The sequence below is a fragment of the Pectobacterium sp. PL64 genome (assembly GCF_022477975.1).
Lineage (GTDB): Bacteria > Pseudomonadota > Gammaproteobacteria > Enterobacterales > Enterobacteriaceae > Pectobacterium > Pectobacterium jejuense.
In genome coordinates this window covers 594,933-612,066 of sequence record NZ_CP092070.1, presented here as the reverse complement: position 1 = coordinate 612,066, position 17,134 = coordinate 594,933, and the positions used below count along the sequence as shown (strand labels likewise).

The following is a 17,134-nucleotide window of genomic DNA, read 5'->3' as shown; positions in this document are numbered from 1 at the left end:
GCCGTCCCGAGTCGGGCGCGTGCTACGAGGTAGCATAAAAATAGCGCCATTATCGCGCACGAAACAACCTCAACAGCAGCATAGAAATATGACGAAGAGGGAGAGCGGAAGGGGTATTAACGCATTTTGCCAGCGCGCGCTCTCCCTCCTTTAAAGGAACTAAAACAAAGAGTGATGAAAACAGGGGTCATTGATGCACAAACCATTTTTTATCAGGGGCATGTTTTTTCCGCGCAATCGCGCTTTTTTGACACGCACATTACGCCATCACACGCCGCGCGGTGTCCTGACTATCGGGCTGGCGATCGGGCTGACCTGCGGTAGTCTTCCTTTCTTCTATAGCTCGCCGACGTTCGCTCAGGCCGTCGCGTTTGACTGGTCCGCCGCACCGACAGAGCAGCAGGTCGATAGCCTGGACCTCAAACAGGCCATTCTTCGCGCGTTCGCGCGCAACCCGCAAATCGCACAGGCCTCGGCACAAATTCGCGTCGGCGAAGCCGATCTGCGCGTGGCACAAAGCGCCTGGTTCCCGCAAATCGGCCTGAGCGGCAATGTCGGTCGGTCAGATCAAAGTGATACCGGCGGCACGATGAGCAACAATTCTACGGCGGGTCTTACGCTAAAACAGCTCCTGTACGATTTCGGTAAGACGGGCGGCAGCATTGATGAGCAGCACAGCCTGTCAGATGCTTATCGCTATCAGCTCTACGGCACCATGACCACGGTAGGTCAGCAAACCTTGCTCACCTACCTGAAAGTCAAACGCTATCAGGAACTGAGTCTGGCGGCCGAGCGCAATATCACGTCGCTCAGTGTGGTAAAAGACACCGCGACGCTCCGCGCCGAGGCTGGTCTCAGTACCCAATCCGATATCCTGCAAGCGGAAACCCGCATCGCGGGTATGAGGGCGACGCTGGAGCAATACCGTGCGCTGGAACGTTCCTCGCTGGCGCAGCTCAGCGTGTTGACCGGCGTTCTCCCTACCGCCCTGCCCGATCTGCCACGCGCGCTGCTGCAACAAAAGATTACGCTCAAGGCACTCCCGTACCAGCAGAGTAATGCGGTGCTGAGCGCGCAGTCCAAGCAAGAGGCCTCACGCCACCGGATTCGTCAGGCAGAAGCGCAGCACTTTCCCACCATTGCCGTGCAGGCAGGTCGCACCCGCTATGAAACCGACAGGCGTAATTACTGGGACGATCAGCTACAGCTGGTGGTAGAAGCCCCGCTTTATCAGGGCGGTGCCGTCAGCGCACGCGTTGATGCCGCGTCAGGCACGCGCGAAGCGGCGCAGGCCGAAGTCGAAGCGGCAAAGCTGGATATGAACCAGAAGGCCTCAACGGCCTATGCCGATCTCATCGGTGCGCAGCAGCGTGAAAAAGCCAGCCAGCAGCAAATCACCAGCGCGACCTACACCCGCAATGTTTATCAGGATGAGTACAAGCTCAGCAAACGCAGCCTGAACGACCTGCTCAGCGTGGAACAAGACGTGTTGCAGGCTGAAACCTCACGCATCGGTGCGTTATACGACGGCTGGGAGGCGACGGTTAACTACGCCGCGGCCGTCGATAATCTGCTGGATATGCTGGGTATTGAGCGTCATCAAGCCACTGGCGAGACGTTACCGTCGCTGTAAGCCGGCTCCTGCCGGATAAGAACATCCAGGAATATCAATGACACACGTTACCCAAACTGAAGTCTGGATTGCCGCGATGGCTCGCGCCGCCGCTCACTATGGACAGGTGGTGGATACTCAGTCGGTTAGCCAGCAGATGCGCTGGTACGAACAGCAGCCGATTGCCCGCCAGTTAGAACAAATCAGCCACCTGATGGGGTTGAGCATCAGCCTGCGCCACACGGAGAAACTCCGCTGGCGCAACAAGATCCTACCGGTACTGGCGGAAACCGATGACGGCGGCGTGATCGTCATCGAATCATTGAATGACGAAGGCATCGCCACCTACTGGCTGAATGACGGCGGCGATATTCAGCGCGAAGCCGAACTGACGGAACTCATCAAACACAGCCAGGGGATTATCGTACTGGTCGGCATCGCGGAACGTGGCCGCGATACCCGCATTGATGATTTCGTCAAACCGTACCGCAAGCACTGGTTCTGGCAACACTTTCGCGGCGCAAAACGACAGATCGGGGAAATCTCTCTGGCCTCTATCGTGGGTTAACGTTCTGGCGCTGGCGGGGATTCTGTTCTCCATGCAGGTGTATGACCGCGTGATTCCGGCGCAGTCGATCCCCACGCTGTGGGTGCTGTTTTTCGGCGTGCTGCTGGCCGCCGCATTAGAGTATGCCATCCGTTTGTCGCGCACCATCGTCTCCGATCTGATGGGAAAAAGTATCGATCTGAACGTCTCGGGTATGCTGTTCGCCCGGGCGCTGGCGATAAAAAATGAGGCTCGGCCGAAATCCACCGGCTCGTTTATTTCGCAGTTGCGGGAAATCGATCAGGTGCGTGAACTGCTGACCTCGACGACCGTCGGGGCGGCCGCTGACATGCCGTTCGTCTTGCTGTTTCTCGGTATCATGGCGATGATCGGCGGCCCGCTGGTGTTTATTCCCATGCTGGCGATCCCGCTGATTGTGATCCCCGGCCTGCTGCTGCAATGGCCGATGGCGAAGCTCGCCAAAGAAGGGATGCGTGAAAGCGCATTGCGCAATGCGGTGCTGGTCGAATCCATCGAAGGGATCGAAGATATTAAAGCGTTGCAGGCCGAACCCTACTTTCAGCGCCAGTGGGAGCAAACACACGAAGTCAGCGCCGCCATCGGGATGAAGCAGCGCGTGTGGGGGGCACGGCTCAGCGGCTGGGCATCAACCGTTCAACAGCTCACCTATGCTGGCATGCTGGTCTTCGGTTGCTATCTGGTGATGGCGGGCGATATAACCACCGGTACGCTCGTGGCCTGTAGCCTGCTTTCCTCCCGCACCATCGCCCCGCTCATGCAGCTAACGATGGTGTTTTCCCGCTGGCAGCATGCGAAAACCGCCATGACCGGGCTGGATGACATCCTGCAAAAACCGCTGGATCGGCCGGAAGACGGCAAAATGGCGCACTGCCCGATCCTTCAGGGGCACTTCCAACTGCACAACGTGCAATACAGCTACGACCCCGAAAAGGGCGATACCGCCTTGCAGGTCGGTAAACTGGAGATCAAACCGGGCGAAAAAGTGGCGCTGCTGGGTAAAGTCGGTGCGGGGAAATCCACCCTGCTCAAGCTGCTTGCCAATCAGGCAACCGCGACGCGCGGCAAGGTCATTATTGATGGCGTTGATATCAGCCAGATCGATCCAGCCGATGTCCGCCGCCAGTTGGGTTTTCTATCACAGGAATCGCGCCTGTTCTTCGGCAGCCTGCGGCAAAACCTGATGCTAGGTAACCCGCATGCTACCGAGCAGGAACTGTTGCAGGCGCTGCGCATTAGCGGCGCGCTCAGCCTGATCCGACAGGATGCTTCCAGCTTGGATCGCATCATTCATGAAGGCGGGCGCGGTTTATCTGGCGGACAGCGACAGATGATTCTGCTCAGCAGGATGCTGTTGCGCAATCCCCAGATCGTGCTGCTGGATGAACCCACCGCGTCGATGGATGAACAGCTGGAAAGCCACGTTATCCAACAGCTAAGCAGTTGGCTCACGGGCCGCACATTGGTACTGGTGACACACCGCCCGGCGCTGCTCAAGCTGGTTGATCGCGTGGTCGTCATGGATGGCGGGCGCATCGTGGCAGATGGCCCGCGCGATCAGATCCTGAAAGCGGTCAGCAAACCGGCAGATACCGCACAGAGCGTGGCGTAAGGGGAAATACAATGAGTAGCATCACTATCCATGATGACCTGAAACGCCAGGGACGACGCGTCTCCGTCATTATCTGGCTCAGCCTGCTGGGGCTGATCGCGTTTTGTATCTGGGCCCAATTCGCCGTGCTGGATGAGGTTTCCGTCGGGAGCGGCAAAGTCACGCCGTCGACCCGCGCGCAGGTGATTGAAAGCCTCGATGGCGGGATCATCGGCCAGCTGTATGTGCAACAGGGTAACGTCGTCGAGAAAGGTCAGGTGCTGGCGCAGTTGGACATCAACCGCTTCCAGTCCGTCTACGGCGAAGCCTTCTCCCGCGTGCAGACGCTGCGAGCCTCCGCCGAACGCCTGCACGCCGAGCTCAGCGGTGCACCGCTAAAATTTAGCGAAGAAACCATGAAGGAACCGGCGCTGGCCGCACGCGAACGTCAGCTTTATGAATCACGCTTGCGCAATCGCGATGAAACGGTCGCCAACCTGCAACAGTCTATGCGGCTGGTGGAGCAAGAGCTGCGAATGACGGAACCGCTGGTACAGCGCGGTGCCGCCAGCGCCGTCGAGGTGATTCGCTTACGCAGGCAGATTAGCGAAATCCGCGGCAAAATTGACGAAGCCAACAACCAATATGCCGTGCGAGCGCGGGAAGAACAGGTCAAAAACAACGCCGATCTGGAAGCACAGATGGAAGTGGTCAGTGGGAAAGCCGACCAGCTCAAGCGCGCCACCATCACGTCACCGGTACGCGGAATTGTGAAAGACATTCAGGTAACGACCGTAGGCGGCGTGCTGCAACCGGGCGGTAAGCTGATGGAAATCGTACCGCTGGAAGATCAGTTGCTAATCGAAACACGCATCAACCCACGCGATATATGCCTATATCCGGCCGGGTTTACCCGCCACGGTAAAAATCACCGCCTATGACTCTTCCATCTACGGCAATTTAACGGGCGAAGTCGAAAGCGTGTCGCCGGATACCCTTCAGGACGAAGTCAGGCGCGATCAGTTTTATTATCGGGTCTATGTGCGCACCACGCAGGCGGAGCTGACCAACAAAGCTGGGGAAAAATTCCCCATCGTGCCCGGTATGGTCGCCAGCGTTGAGATAAAAACCGGTCAAAAAAGCGTGATGGACTATCTGATTAAGCCGCTGAACAAGGTCAATGAAGCGCTGCGTGAGCGTTAAACTCGCCCCCGGAACAACGAGTGGAAGTGACAAACAGCAGCGCCGCACGGTTCCCCGCGCGGCGCTGTTATGACAGAACGATGTCTTAACCGCGTTATTTCTTAACGTTGACGTTCTTGATTTGCCATGTACTGTCGCTCGTCAGTTTGACGTTCTTCATGGTGACCTCTATCGGCTTTTTCGCGTTCTCGCCGTTCAGTACCACTACGCCTTTGGTTTGGGACGTAATATCTTTAAACGTAATGTCGCTCCAGTCAGGAACATTACTCCCCTCTTTTTTCTCATATACCGTATCAATCACAATCGGTTTCGCCACATTTTTCATGACGACATTACTATACCGAACGCCAGTGACCACCCCAGCAGCCGACTTGTCACTCTTAATACGTAAGCCATTCGTGGTGCCATTCATGTTCAGGTCATCGACGGTTACATTGTAAACCCCCATCGTTTCGCTGCCGATCGACATACCGTGGCCTGTTCCGAATTCGTTATGCAAAATGGAAATATTACGCGTCTCGGCACGGCCTTTATAGGCTTTGATCGCCACGTTATCGTCACCCGTCGAAATATTGCTGTGGGCAATAGTGATATTTTTTGACGACATCGGATCGATACCATCGGTGTTTCTGGCGGTGGACGGTGTTTTGATCGTGGTTTTCCACGCGGTGAAACCATCACCATCGCTGAACACGACATGGAAGTTCGGGGAGTTAATGAGAGAGATGTTATACAGCGTGAAATTCTTGCTCTTATTAATCTGAATCAGCCGGGGAGTATTCTGTTTTAACTTTTTCACTTTGGCATCGGCGGCCAAATCCCACCAGCTCACCTTTTTATCTTGCAGCTTCACGCCGCCTTGCCCATCAATAGTGCCCGGCCCATAGATTCCGCTACCTGTCGTACTCGTAGCGGTAATAAACGCATCACAGCCTTTACCGTTTTTATCAACGACGCCGCAGGATGATGGCGCGTTCTCAAAAGACTTGGCGTTATTCACAGCACGTAAGGTCACCCCTTTGTCGATTAATAAGCTCACGCCAGAAGGCAGAGAAAGCGGACCGCTCAGAAAGACGGACGAACTCCCTGTGCTCAGCCTTACCGCTTTTCCTTGCCCGCAATTATTCAGAGCCTTTTGAATCGTACTCGTGGCCGTACTGCTGTCCGCTTTAAGCACCGTACAGGAAGACGGTGCTTTCGGTTCACTCACCGTTCGTGAGTCAGAAGCAAACGCCGATGCGCTGAACAGACCTAATAGCCCCAATGATAGTGATAAAACTCGCTTGCCTGATTGGTATTCCATGTCAAACCTTACCTTATAGATATCCGCAATTTTATTGTGACTAAAAAGGAATGACGTATTTTCTTTATTTAATTAAGAAAAATGAAACACCTTTATAGAAACTAAAAATTGTCGCACATGAATATGTAGATTAATAAAAGTCCATTTACATAAAACTTTGCTGATGTTTATCAAGAAAAGCATTCAGTTTTACGCATGGTTAAATTATCACCAGAAAATTAAATGGCACATCAACGAAACGTAGAAACAAATCGAATCCCGTCACGTACAGCAGTAGGCGAGTGATAAGATTTTCACCTCGCCACATCATTCACTTCTCTTATTCTTAATAAGAACCTTCCGAATGTTTATTAATTTCCAGAAAATAATTAAATGAAATATAATAAACCATAAATAAAATTAAATATAAAATAATAACAGACTAAATTAAATAACCTGATTAATCTCAAAAATTTCTTCGAATTATTATTCATTTCATATTCTCTGCTATATAATCCTTTTCGATGCGCAAGGACTCCCTCTTTATTTGGAATAAATAAAGAGAAAAAATATCCGTTTAATTTACAAGGAAAAACACATGTTTAAGTATTTAACACCGATATTTTTATGCACCGCTGCTATTTCTTTTCAGGCTCAGGCTGATGACACCATGTTGATGCTGCTGAAAAAAGACAATGCCACCTATTTAAGCTGGTCTACCGATGCAGGCAATGTTGTTCGCCAGGATGTGTATCGCAGCACCAATAGTGCTCAGGCAGGCAGCGAAAAAATCGCAGAGCTCAATTCCAGCGACAGAACCTTTACCGATTTAACCGCCAATCCACAGTCAGACTATTGGTATTGGGTGGATACCGTTAGCGGTAATAATAGCGTTCTGAAATCTAATGCCGCCTCAACGGCACCTGCGCCATTACGTGCAGCGCCGCTTAAAGCAGCCAGTCCAGAATGTAAAGCGGGAGCGGTAATTAAAGATAAAACCGTCGACTGCGGTGGTATTACTCTGGGTCTGAGCTGTAAAGGCGACAGTGATAAACAGCCTCCGGTTATCACGCTGGAAAATGCCACCATTAAGAACCTGCGCATCTCTGAAAAAGGCGGTTCTGACGGTATCCACTGTAAGTCAGGCAACTGCCGTATTGAAAACGTGATCTGGGAAGACGTTTGTGAAGATGCAGCAACCAACCTGGGTAAAACCATGACCATCGTCGGCGGTGTTGCACATAACACCACCAATGGCCCTGGTGGCAAGCCGGACAAAGTGCTGCAACAGAACTCCAAGAACAGTCACACTATCGTACAGGGCAACTTCACCCTGACTGGCCAACACGGCAAACTGTGGCGCTCTTGTGGTGACTGCACCAACAACGGTGGCCCACGTAACCTCACCATCATCAGCGCAACTGTTAACGGCACCATCGACAGCATCGCTGGCGTAAACCGTAACTTTGGTGATGTTGCTGAAATCCGTGATTTGCGTATTAAAAACTACAAAGCAGGTAAACCTAAAATCTGTGAAGAGTTTACTGGTGTAGAAAAAGGCAAAGGCACACCAACAAAACATGACGAGCAGTGGGATACCAAGAACTGCAAAGTCAGCCGTTCAAACGTTAAAGCTCTGTAATTCTGCCAGCAGAATTCACATATAAATTAATACCCCCTCTGGGGTCCTGACGCATCAGTCACTTGCAGACCGTGCTTATTCAAGCACGGTCTGTTTCATTTCATCACCCTTGCTGCAATTCGGTAAACAGCGTGCGTTTTAACGCCAGCTCGACGCCGCGCAGCTCCGCCAGCCCTTTCAACCGCCCAATTGCTGAGTAGCCGGGGTTGGTTTTCTTTTTCAGATCGTCCAGCATCTGATGCCCGTGATCTGGCCGCATCGGGATCGGACGGCGATCGCCCGCCTTCTGACGCCGCAGTTCTTCTGCCAGAATGGCTTTGATAATCGCCACCATGTCCACATCCCCCTGCAAATGCGCCCCTTCATGGAACGAGTTGGGATTGTCTTCCCGACAGGTGGCACGCAGATGGGTGAAATGCACGCGATCGCCGAACGTTTCCAGCATCGTCACCAGATCGTTATCAGCACGCACGCCGTACGATCCTGTGCAGAAGGTAAAGCCGTTATGAAGGCTATCGACCGTCTGTTTCAGCCAGCGCATGTCGTCAATCGTCGACATCACACGCGGCAGCCCAAGGATCGGACGCGGCGGATCGTCCGGGTGAATAGCAAGGCGAAGGCCAACGGCTTCCGCAACGGGCACAATCTCGCGGAGGAAATACCCAAGGTGCTCGCGCAGTTTGGCGTGGTCGATACCATCATATTCCGCCAGACGGCTACGGAATTGCTCCAGCGTATAGCCCTCTTCAGAGCCCGGTAGCCCTGCGATAATGTTGCCCGTCAGGCGCGCGATATCTTCTTCACTCATCGCACGGAAGTAGTCGGCAGCCTGTGCCTGTTCATCCGCCGTGTAATCTTTTTCAGCACCGTGACGCTTCAGGATATGCAGTTCAAAGGCGGCAAAGGCAATGTGCTCGAAACGCAGCGCCTTTGCGCCATCCGGCAGGACATATTCCAGATCGGTTCGCGTCCAGTCCAGCACGGGCATGAAGTTATAACACACCGTATCAATGCCGCACTGCGCCAGGTTACGCAGCGATTGCTGGTAATTGGCAATATGCTGCTGATAATTCCCCGTCTGGGTTTTGATCTCCTCGTGAACCGGTACGCTTTCCACCACCGACCACACTAGCCCTTTCGCCTTCAATTCGGCTTTGCGCTTTTCGATCTCTTCAATCGACCAGATTTCGCCATTGGGGATGTGGTGCAACGCCGTCACCACGCCGGTCGCTCCAGCCTGCCGAACATCATCCAGTGAGACAGGATCGTTCGGGCCGTACCAACGCCAGGTTTGTTCCATACCGAGTTACCCTTTTATTTTCGTCAAGATAGTGAGTTGTCGTCGAGAATAGGAAAAGCCTACCTCACCGGGACAGGCTGTCAAACGAAACTCATTAATTGATTGACCAATTACACAAAAAATTCGCATTTTGGACTGACATAATGCGTACTCGGGCTGAAATCATGCGAGGGAAAGTCAGAAATGGATTATTTGGTCTGACATCTTTTCTCTCCGTACACTAAATGCGATGCCGGAGAGAAAATCCACACGGGAAAGGAAACGCAGGAGGAGAGTTAGGATTCCAAACGGGAAGGAACAGACTCGAACAGGTAGCCGTCGAACGCCGGATCGTCCACGTTCGAGATTTCCAACAGCTTAATTTTTACGTTTTCCAGATGCTGCCACATTGCCTGACGCGCCATGTTCACATCGCGGCGAGACACGGCACGCAGGATTTGTTCATGATCGTCCAGCCACTGGCGCTGATAGCTGAAATCGTCGGTATGGGAGTGAATGCCTTGCCACATCGGGCTGCGTTTACGCGCCTGCCACACCTCATACACCATATTGGCTAAGACGCTGTTTTGGGTAGACTGCGCCAGCAGGCAATGGAATTGTTCATCGGCGCTTTCATCCACGCTGCCGTTCTCAAGCGACGCCCGTTCTTGTTCAATGGCCTGCCGCATTTTCACGATGTCACTCTTGGTCGCCTGCATTGCGGCAAACGCCGCGACTTCGCCTTCCAGCAGCTGGCGCGCCTGCATCAGCTCGAAGGGGCCATAGCCGCTGTCCACCACGCTGTCTTTTCCCTGCGCGCTCGGCAACTGCATTACATAAACGCCAGAGCCTTTGCGCACCTCAATCAGTTTTTCCAGCTCCAGCATAATCAGCGCTTCACGCACCACGCTGCGGCTGACGTTATAGGTTTCAGCAATATCACGCTCGGGAGGCAAGCGGTCGCCAATCTGATAGTTTCCCTTCAGAATTTCCGCGCGAAGATTGTCGCCAATCTGCTGATATAAACGCATACCGCCATCCCTTTATTCAACATCGGCCATCGTAATATTGGCCTGACCAAAAGACAGAAAAAACGCCAGAGTTGTCTGAAGTATAACATGAAGCCATACAGCGCCGCACGTTGAGCAATCTGCATACGAAATGATTTCGGATATAGTGTTGTCAACGCGCCATTATCCCGTTAGCGATCAGATTGATATTGCCAGAAGGCAAGGAGCATAAATGACAATAAGCGTATTCCGGTTCGTTTCGTGGGCAGTCTGGAAACGGGTGATGGCAGGTCTGTTCGCCCTCATCGGCGTACTGTTCATGGTGGGATGCAACAGCAGTCCGCGCGACATCGCGCCATTAGGGCAAACCTCATTCGAGCGTTACCAGCAAGACACCACGCGCTGGGTCGCTGAGCACCGCGCCTTTCAAACCACGGATAAGCAGCTGGAATTACGTTGGAATACGCCCAGTGAAACCCGCCCGCTCGGTAAGCCGCAGAAAGCCATCTTATTGGTACATGGACTGGGTGATTCACCCGGTTCATTCACTGACATCACCCCGAAATTGGTCGAACAAGGCTTTCTGGTCAGAACCGTACTGTTGCCGGGGCATGGCACTCGCCCCTCCGATCTGTTGCACGTTACCGTAGATGACTGGCGCAACGTGGTCGCCGAGCAGGCGGCCATCCTCAGCAAAGAGGTCGATGAGGTTTATCTGGGTGGTTTCTCCACCGGCGGCAATCTGGTTCTGGAATACGCCTTGCAGCACTCTGAAATCAAAGGGTTGGTGCTGTTCTCCCCCGCGATTAAATCCAACGAAAAATACGCCTTCATGGCACCAGTGCTGTCCGTGTTTACCGACTGGCTGATGCCGCCGCGCCCTGGCTATCCTCAGCAGTTGGCAACCCGCTATATGCGCGTGCCGACCAACGGCTTCGCCCAATATTATTATTCCAGCAGCGGTGTGCGCTCAGAGCTTGCCAAAAAGCCGTATGACAAACCGGTGCTAATTGTGCTGGCGGAACATGATTCCGTCGTCGATACGACTTATATTGTCGATGCGTTCGATAAACAGTTTACCCACCCACGCAGCCGCCTGATCTGGTATGGCGATCGCCCTGCTGGTATCCATTCCTCACGCGTGTTGGTGCGGACAGGCTCGCTGCCCGACTGGCGCATCAGCCAGTTCTCGCACATGTCGCTCCTGTTCTCACCAGACAATAAGGAATACGGCAAAACCGGCGCGATCGTCATCTGCGCCAACGGCCAACCCCTGAACGATCTGAAAACCTGTCAGGATCGCAGCACGCTGTGGTATTCCGACTGGGGATACGTCGAAAATGGCAAAACCCATGTGCGCCTGACCTTTAACCCCTACTTCGACTGGCAAAATCAGATCATGGCCAACGTACTGGACGCGCAATAACACAGGTGTCTCCCTAAATAATTCGAGTTGCAGGAAGGCGGCAACCGCGCGACAAATCGGTTATCAACCGATTTGAACAGCGCTAGCGCTGGCCCGAAGGGTGAGACTCATTTATGAGGTTCATTAATCCCCAGGAGCTTACACCAGTAAGTGACTGGGGTGACAAATCTGCCGGGAGCAGATTTGAACGCTGCTCGCAGCGGCCCTTTAGGGCGAGGCCCACGACGGGCCGAGTATTTAAGGGAAGCCAACGCACCTGCGGCTTGAAGTATGACGGGAGTTGTCATCATTTGGTCATCAAGGACGGGTATTTTGACTTAAAGAAAAATACGCCCAAAGATTAACCATGATCGCCATGCCCGTTCCTTGCGCCCGACCACTCCTCCGGGGTACACCTGTGGCGCGAGATCTTTGCATTCCTTTGCCGGACGTTTCTCCAGACACCGACAATGCCACCGTATTGCAGTTGTTCAGTAAGAATAAAGAGTGGGTCAGCCTGCCTGTCGTTGAGGATGGACGCCCTTTCGGCCTCATCAACCGCCATATTTTTCTCTCGCAGATGTCCCGCCCCTTTTATCGCGAGCTGTACGATAAAAAGAGCTGCATCGCGTTTATGGATAAAAATCCGCTGATTGTTGATGCGCTGGCGTCGTTGAACGACGTCGCCGATCAAACGGTGATTACCGGTGATAAGTCGCTGACGGACGGCTTTATGATCACCGAGAACGGGCGTTATATCGGTATCGGATTAGGCATCGATCTGATCAAGGCCGTCTCCGATATGCACCTGCGCCAGCATCAGCAGATTATGCAGAGCATCGAATATGCCAGCGTGATTCAGACAGCGATGCTGACAACATCAACACAGGCGATGTCCCGCACGCTTGCCGACTGGTGTTTAGCCTGGGAACCGCGAGACTGTGTTGGCGGCGACTGCTATGCCTTTAAAACCTATCAGAACGGCTGGCTTGCCGCCGTTGCGGACTGTACCGGCCACGGCGTACCCGGCGCATTCATGACCTTGATTTTCTCTTCTGCACTGGAACAGGCGCTGACACAGCACGGCCCGATGCTGCCAGCGCAGCTATTACAGGCAATCAACCGTCATATCAAAGATACGCTGGGGCAGCGTGACGAAGCGCGTCAGCTTTCTACCTCTAACGACGGCTGCGACGCGATGCTGGTGTTCTGTGATATGACGCGAAACACGCTGACGTTTGCCGGCGCGCGCATGCCTGCCTTCATGCTGCACCGCCAGACCGAACAACTGACCCCACTCAAGTGCGATCGTATGGGGGTCGGCTACACCGAAACGCCTTATGACTACCAGTGGTCGAGCTATGAATTACCGCTTCACGATAACGATATGTTTTTCACCACCACGGATGGCTTGACGGATCAAATCGGCGGGGAACGCCGGATTATGTTTGGTAAACGCCGCCTACAGGAGTACCTCCAGCACAATCAACACCAGCCGATGCGCGAACTGGCTAACCAGCTCCTGTCGGCACACAAGATCTACCAGGGCGATCAGACCCGGCGAGACGATTTAACATTTTGGGGCTTCCGACATTGTTCGACTTTTGTTTAATCAGGCAGACAGAATGATGCCAAACATCAAATACACTGAATTTTTTTCGCCCTCACACCAGCATGACATCACGCTGTATTACGTGGGCTATTTTTCACAAAACATCATCAGTTCACTGGCCGAAACCATGCGGCTACAGCTGGAGAAAAAACAGCTTCCTGCCGGCATCCGTCGCCGACTGTTTTCTACCTTCGTCGAAATGGTGCAGAACATTACCCGCTATTCCGCTGCACCGTTAACCGCGCTCGATGAGCCCGTCGAAGTCCGTCATGGTTCCGTGTGTCTGGGTTACGAAAATGGGAAATACTTCCTGTTGTGCGCCAACCCGATACACCCCGACGATGTCGAGACGCTGCGCGGACGTCTTGAGCCGCTGCGTGGTATGACGCTTGATGAAATCCGACTCGCCTACAAAGTCTCTCTGCGTGATGAAACCCCGTCATCAAGCAAAGGCGCGGATATGGGGCTATTGACCGTCGCGCGTGATGCCAGTGAGCCACTCCAGTTTACGTTTCGGGCCGATGCATCAACGGGGCTATCTACGTTTTATCTGAAGGCAATCATTTGACATGAAAAATATAACAACCCTAAGCAACCTCCATATTTCGGGGACATCCTGTACCCCGACGGTTGATTTTCACTTTGACACACACCGTCTTTATCTTTCCGGCGAATCTTATCCTGAGAACGCCGCGGCGTTTTATCGCCCGCTGCTCACCGAGATTCAGGCGTATCTGCACGCGTTAACAACCTACGCGGAAACGATGCCGCCGGATGAAGCGCTGCCGAGCATCGAAATTCACGTTTCCCTGATTTATTTCAACAGTTCCAGCACCAAGATGCTGTTCAGTTTATTCAACCTGCTGAATCAGGCGGCTGAACAGACGCTCTCGATTGCGCTGTATTGGTATTACGACAAAGACGACGACATTGCGGAAGAATTTGGTGAAGAGCTTCACATCGATTTCCCTGCCCTGACCTTTCACAGCACAATTTTGAGTGATAATCATGAGCACAATTGAATTGTTTACACCGGAATACGACATTCTGCTCGCCGCGCGCAACATCGCTAACCAGCAGGAAAGGCCAGCCGAAGTCTATCGCGACACGCTGCTGGCATTAACCGACCACTATCAGCGGCTGGTACGCGAGTCGCACCGCCTGATTTCACGCAGCGACCGGGCGGAGAAAGAGCTGAACCGTCTGAACGCGCAGCTCAATCAATTGGCAGTCGAGCTGGAATATAAAGCCAGCCACGATCCGCTGACCAGCGTGTATAACCGTGGCGCGATTATTGAACGCATTAACCACGCGCTGGAGCGCAATCAGGCCGCGCTCATCGTGCTGGATATCGATCACTTCAAGCAGGTGAATGATACCTATGGTCACCCAACCGGCGACGCCGTGATCTGCGATCTGGTCTCACGCGTGCAGCAGGTGCTGAATACCACGAGCAGCATTGGTCGCGTCGGTGGTGAAGAGTTCACCATCCTGCTGGAAGGGCACACGCTCATGCAGGCCGTTTCGCTCGCCAGCCGCCTGCATCAGGATCTCAACAGAATGCCGCTCAGCGTGCTGCCGCAACAGCGCGTCACCGCCAGCTTTGGCGTCAGTTGGGCCCCACAGAAAACCCGTTTCGATGCGCTCTACGGTGCCGCGGATGCCGCGCTCTATCAGGCCAAAGAGAAAGGCAGAAATCGCGTGGAATTTCAGTAAGTCGCAGGCTGGGCGATTGCCGTCGCCCTGACTCACGACCATAATAGGGGGTATCGGCTTCTCCGAGACAGATTCCCCTATGCGATTCGATTTAACCGATCTCCGGCTGTTTCTCAATATTCAGAAAGCAGGCAGCATTACCGGTGGCGCAGCGGCGTCCAGCCTGACCGTGCAGGCCGCCAGCGAGCGAATCCGGGGAATGGAAGATGAGCTTGGCGTACCGCTGCTGCTGCGCTCAAAGGCAGGCGTCTCGCTCACCGACGTGGGATTTTCGCTGGCACACCATGCCCACATTATCCTGCGTCAGGTAGAACATATGCGCAGCGAATTACACCAATACAGCAAAGGGCTGCGCGGTCATATTCCGCTGCTGTGCAACTCTGCGGCGCTGAATGAATATTTGCCTGCCCTGCTGGGCCGCTATCTGGTGGTCTGCCCGCAGATATCCGTCGCAGTGAATGAAAAACTCAGTCGCGATATCGTCAGCGCTATTCGTAATCAAACCGCCGACCTCGGCATTGTGGCCGATTCCGTGCCGCTCGACGGGCTGGAAACGCGCCCGTTTCGTCAGGACGAACTGGTGGTTGTCGTTCCCCGTGACAGCATCTGGTCTGACGCACAGCAGCTCACCTTTTCCGCCATTGCCGACGCCGAATTTATCGGGCTTAGCGAAGGTGCAGCTTTGCAGGAACACATCGACGAACACGCCAAAAGGCTGGGGAAGCGACTGAATTACCGCGTGCGTCTTGCCAGCTTCGATGCCGTCACGCAGGTGATTCACAGCGGTATCGGCATTGGTATTCTTCCACGACATGCAGCACAGCGCATGATGGAAGGCCTGGCGATTCGCACGATCCCGCTGTCAGACGATTGGGCGACGCGTAATCTGGTGGTCTGCGCCCGCCAGTTTTCCGCACTGCCCGGCTATGTTCAGGATTTCGTGACGTTTATGACGACAGAGAACGCAGCTGGTTAAAGCAGCCCGCGTGCCGCCATGTATCCGCCCAGTGCTATCAACCCGATGAAGAAGCAGCGCCGGAAAACCGGTTCGCTAATCGCGTGGCGCAGGCGTTGCCCAATCATCATGCCCAACAGCGCGGGAATCAGCGCCAGCATCGACTGCCAGAGATCGATGCCCTGTAGCCCGACGCCCTGCATCAGCTGTAGCGCCAACCCCAGTGTGGAGACGGTAAACGCCAGCCCCAGAGCCTGCACCAGATCGTTTTTATTGAGCCGCAGGCATTGCAGGTAAGGCACGGCGGGGATTACGAAGACGCCCGTTGCAGCCGTAATAGCCCCGGTGATGTAACCCACCAGTGGTGATAGCCAGATTTCATGACGACCAGGCTGCGGCAAAGTCGTCGCCATGATTCCCCACAGGCCGTAAACCACCAAAATGCCGCCGAGCGCCGCGCTCGTCCATGACGATGATGAGGTTAGCGCCGGCAGGCCATTCCAGAACGTCCCAATGATGATCCCGGCAAACAGCGTCCAAAACCGTTTAATCAGACTGAGAAAGGCGGGGCCACAGGCGAGCTGCCAGATGTTGGTCACTAGCGAAGGAACGATCAAAAGCCCAGCCGCGCTGGCGGCGGGCATCACCAGCGTTAACAAGCCCATCGCTATCGTTGGTAATCCCAGGCCAATCACGCCTTTCACCACGCCAGCCAGCAGGAACACCACTATCATCGTCGTCATTTATCGCCTCGGTTTGCAACGTCATAGGAAGAACCCTATGCAGGAATAGTCCAATAAGGTCGCTGCTGGTGTCTATGAGGATTGTATTGAGGGTGATTCAGGGAAAATTGGAGGCAAAGGGAGGATCAGTAGGAGTGAGATTTTCGACAGTCCTTTGAGTCACATCTTTATGCAAGTTCAGAGACCGTTTCGTGCGCCACAATACCGTTATTCTCATGCTACTTCGTCGCACGCGCCCGACATAGGGGGCTCAAACACCAGCCCCCTATGAACCCCGGCTTTTGGCTAAATTATGTCGCTACGCGATGCCATCGGTGTTCATGACCGCTAATCGAGCCACCAGTGACGCGTTCCCGACGCGGCACTGGCTTTCGCGGCATCCATGCCGCTCACTCGGCGGTCATGCCCACCGCTGCATAATTTTACGCCAGATAACGGCCAGATCCGATGGTATCCTTACATTATGTATAAGGAGCTGCACTTGCGAAAGAGAAGACG

12 protein-coding genes and 2 pseudogenes are annotated in these 17,134 nt (G+C 53.8%); 10 read left to right on the top strand and 4 right to left on the bottom strand.

Annotation, left to right across the window (positions count from 1 at the left end):
* Positions 1 to 193 precede the first annotated feature (193 nt).
* The 3 genes and pseudogenes from HP572_RS02705 to HP572_RS02695 all read left to right on the top strand — a co-directional run bounded on the left by HP572_RS02705 (position 194) and on the right by HP572_RS02695 (position 4,992).
* Entirely contained in the window at positions 194 to 1,633 is a 1,440-nt protein-coding gene (locus HP572_RS02705) for a TolC family outer membrane protein (protein WP_240584724.1), read from the top strand.
* A 37-nt stretch (positions 1,634 to 1,670) separates the two neighbouring features.
* A pseudogene (locus tag HP572_RS02700) lies at positions 1,671 to 3,810 on the top strand (type I secretion system permease/ATPase).
* Positions 3,811 to 3,821: 11 nt separating this feature from the next.
* Positions 3,822 to 4,992: pseudogene (locus HP572_RS02695) on the top strand (HlyD family type I secretion periplasmic adaptor subunit).
* 94 nt (positions 4,993 to 5,086) lie between these two features.
* Here the strand turns inward: HP572_RS02695 and HP572_RS02690 are convergent.
* Positions 5,087 to 6,295: a glycoside hydrolase family 28 protein gene (locus HP572_RS02690; RefSeq protein ID WP_205552868.1), complete on the bottom strand. Its 1,209-nt coding sequence runs from the start codon at positions 6,293 to 6,295 to the stop codon at positions 5,087 to 5,089.
* 577 nt (positions 6,296 to 6,872) lie between these two features.
* Between HP572_RS02690 and pelI the strand changes: the two genes are divergently transcribed.
* Positions 6,873 to 7,916, top strand: coding sequence for a pectate lyase PelI (gene pelI, locus HP572_RS02685; RefSeq protein ID WP_205552870.1), 1,044 nt, complete (start codon positions 6,873 to 6,875; stop codon positions 7,914 to 7,916).
* Between the two features lie 103 nt (positions 7,917 to 8,019).
* Here pelI and uxuA read toward each other — a convergent pair whose 3' ends face one another.
* Positions 8,020 to 9,216 carry a mannonate dehydratase gene (gene uxuA / locus HP572_RS02680; RefSeq protein WP_240584723.1) on the bottom strand — a complete coding sequence of 399 codons (1,197 nt, stop codon included), beginning with the start codon at positions 9,214 to 9,216 and terminating at the stop codon, positions 8,020 to 8,022.
* 275 nt (positions 9,217 to 9,491) lie between these two features.
* On the bottom strand, positions 9,492 to 10,226 hold the full coding sequence (locus HP572_RS02675) for an FCD domain-containing protein (protein WP_039472311.1): 735 nt from the start codon (positions 10,224 to 10,226) through the stop codon (positions 9,492 to 9,494).
* A 211-nt stretch (positions 10,227 to 10,437) separates the two neighbouring features.
* Here HP572_RS02675 and HP572_RS02670 point away from each other — a divergent pair, with 211 nt between their 5' ends.
* The 6 genes from HP572_RS02670 to HP572_RS02645 all read left to right on the top strand — a co-directional run bounded on the left by HP572_RS02670 (position 10,438) and on the right by HP572_RS02645 (position 15,914).
* A complete protein-coding gene (locus HP572_RS02670; RefSeq protein WP_240584722.1) occupies positions 10,438 to 11,631 on the top strand; it encodes a carboxylesterase in 1,194 nt (397 codons plus the stop codon).
* A gap of 346 nt (positions 11,632 to 11,977) precedes the next feature.
* Positions 11,978 to 13,222: a SpoIIE family protein phosphatase gene (locus HP572_RS02665; protein WP_240584721.1), complete on the top strand. Its 1,245-nt coding sequence runs from the start codon at positions 11,978 to 11,980 to the stop codon at positions 13,220 to 13,222.
* Positions 13,223 to 13,235: 13 nt separating this feature from the next.
* Positions 13,236 to 13,790 carry a SiaB family protein kinase gene (locus HP572_RS02660; RefSeq protein ID WP_240584720.1) on the top strand — a complete coding sequence of 185 codons (555 nt, stop codon included), beginning with the start codon at positions 13,236 to 13,238 and terminating at the stop codon, positions 13,788 to 13,790.
* Position 13,791: 1 nt separating this feature from the next.
* Complete coding sequence (locus HP572_RS02655; protein WP_039485361.1) at positions 13,792 to 14,244, top strand: DUF1987 domain-containing protein; 453 nt, start codon at positions 13,792 to 13,794, stop codon at positions 14,242 to 14,244.
* Complete coding sequence (locus HP572_RS02650) at positions 14,231 to 14,938, top strand: GGDEF domain-containing protein (RefSeq protein WP_044206571.1); 708 nt, start codon at positions 14,231 to 14,233, stop codon at positions 14,936 to 14,938. The genes HP572_RS02655 and HP572_RS02650 overlap by 14 nt, the downstream gene beginning before the upstream one ends.
* Positions 14,939 to 15,017: 79 nt before the next feature.
* On the top strand, positions 15,018 to 15,914 hold the full coding sequence (locus tag HP572_RS02645; RefSeq protein WP_240584719.1) for a LysR family transcriptional regulator: 897 nt from the start codon (positions 15,018 to 15,020) through the stop codon (positions 15,912 to 15,914).
* Here HP572_RS02645 and HP572_RS02640 read toward each other — a convergent pair.
* A complete protein-coding gene (locus tag HP572_RS02640; RefSeq protein ID WP_240584718.1) occupies positions 15,911 to 16,636 on the bottom strand; it encodes a sulfite exporter TauE/SafE family protein in 726 nt (241 codons plus the stop codon). The two genes, HP572_RS02645 and HP572_RS02640, sit on opposite strands and share 4 nt — an antisense overlap.
* Positions 16,637 to 17,134 lie beyond the last annotated feature (498 nt).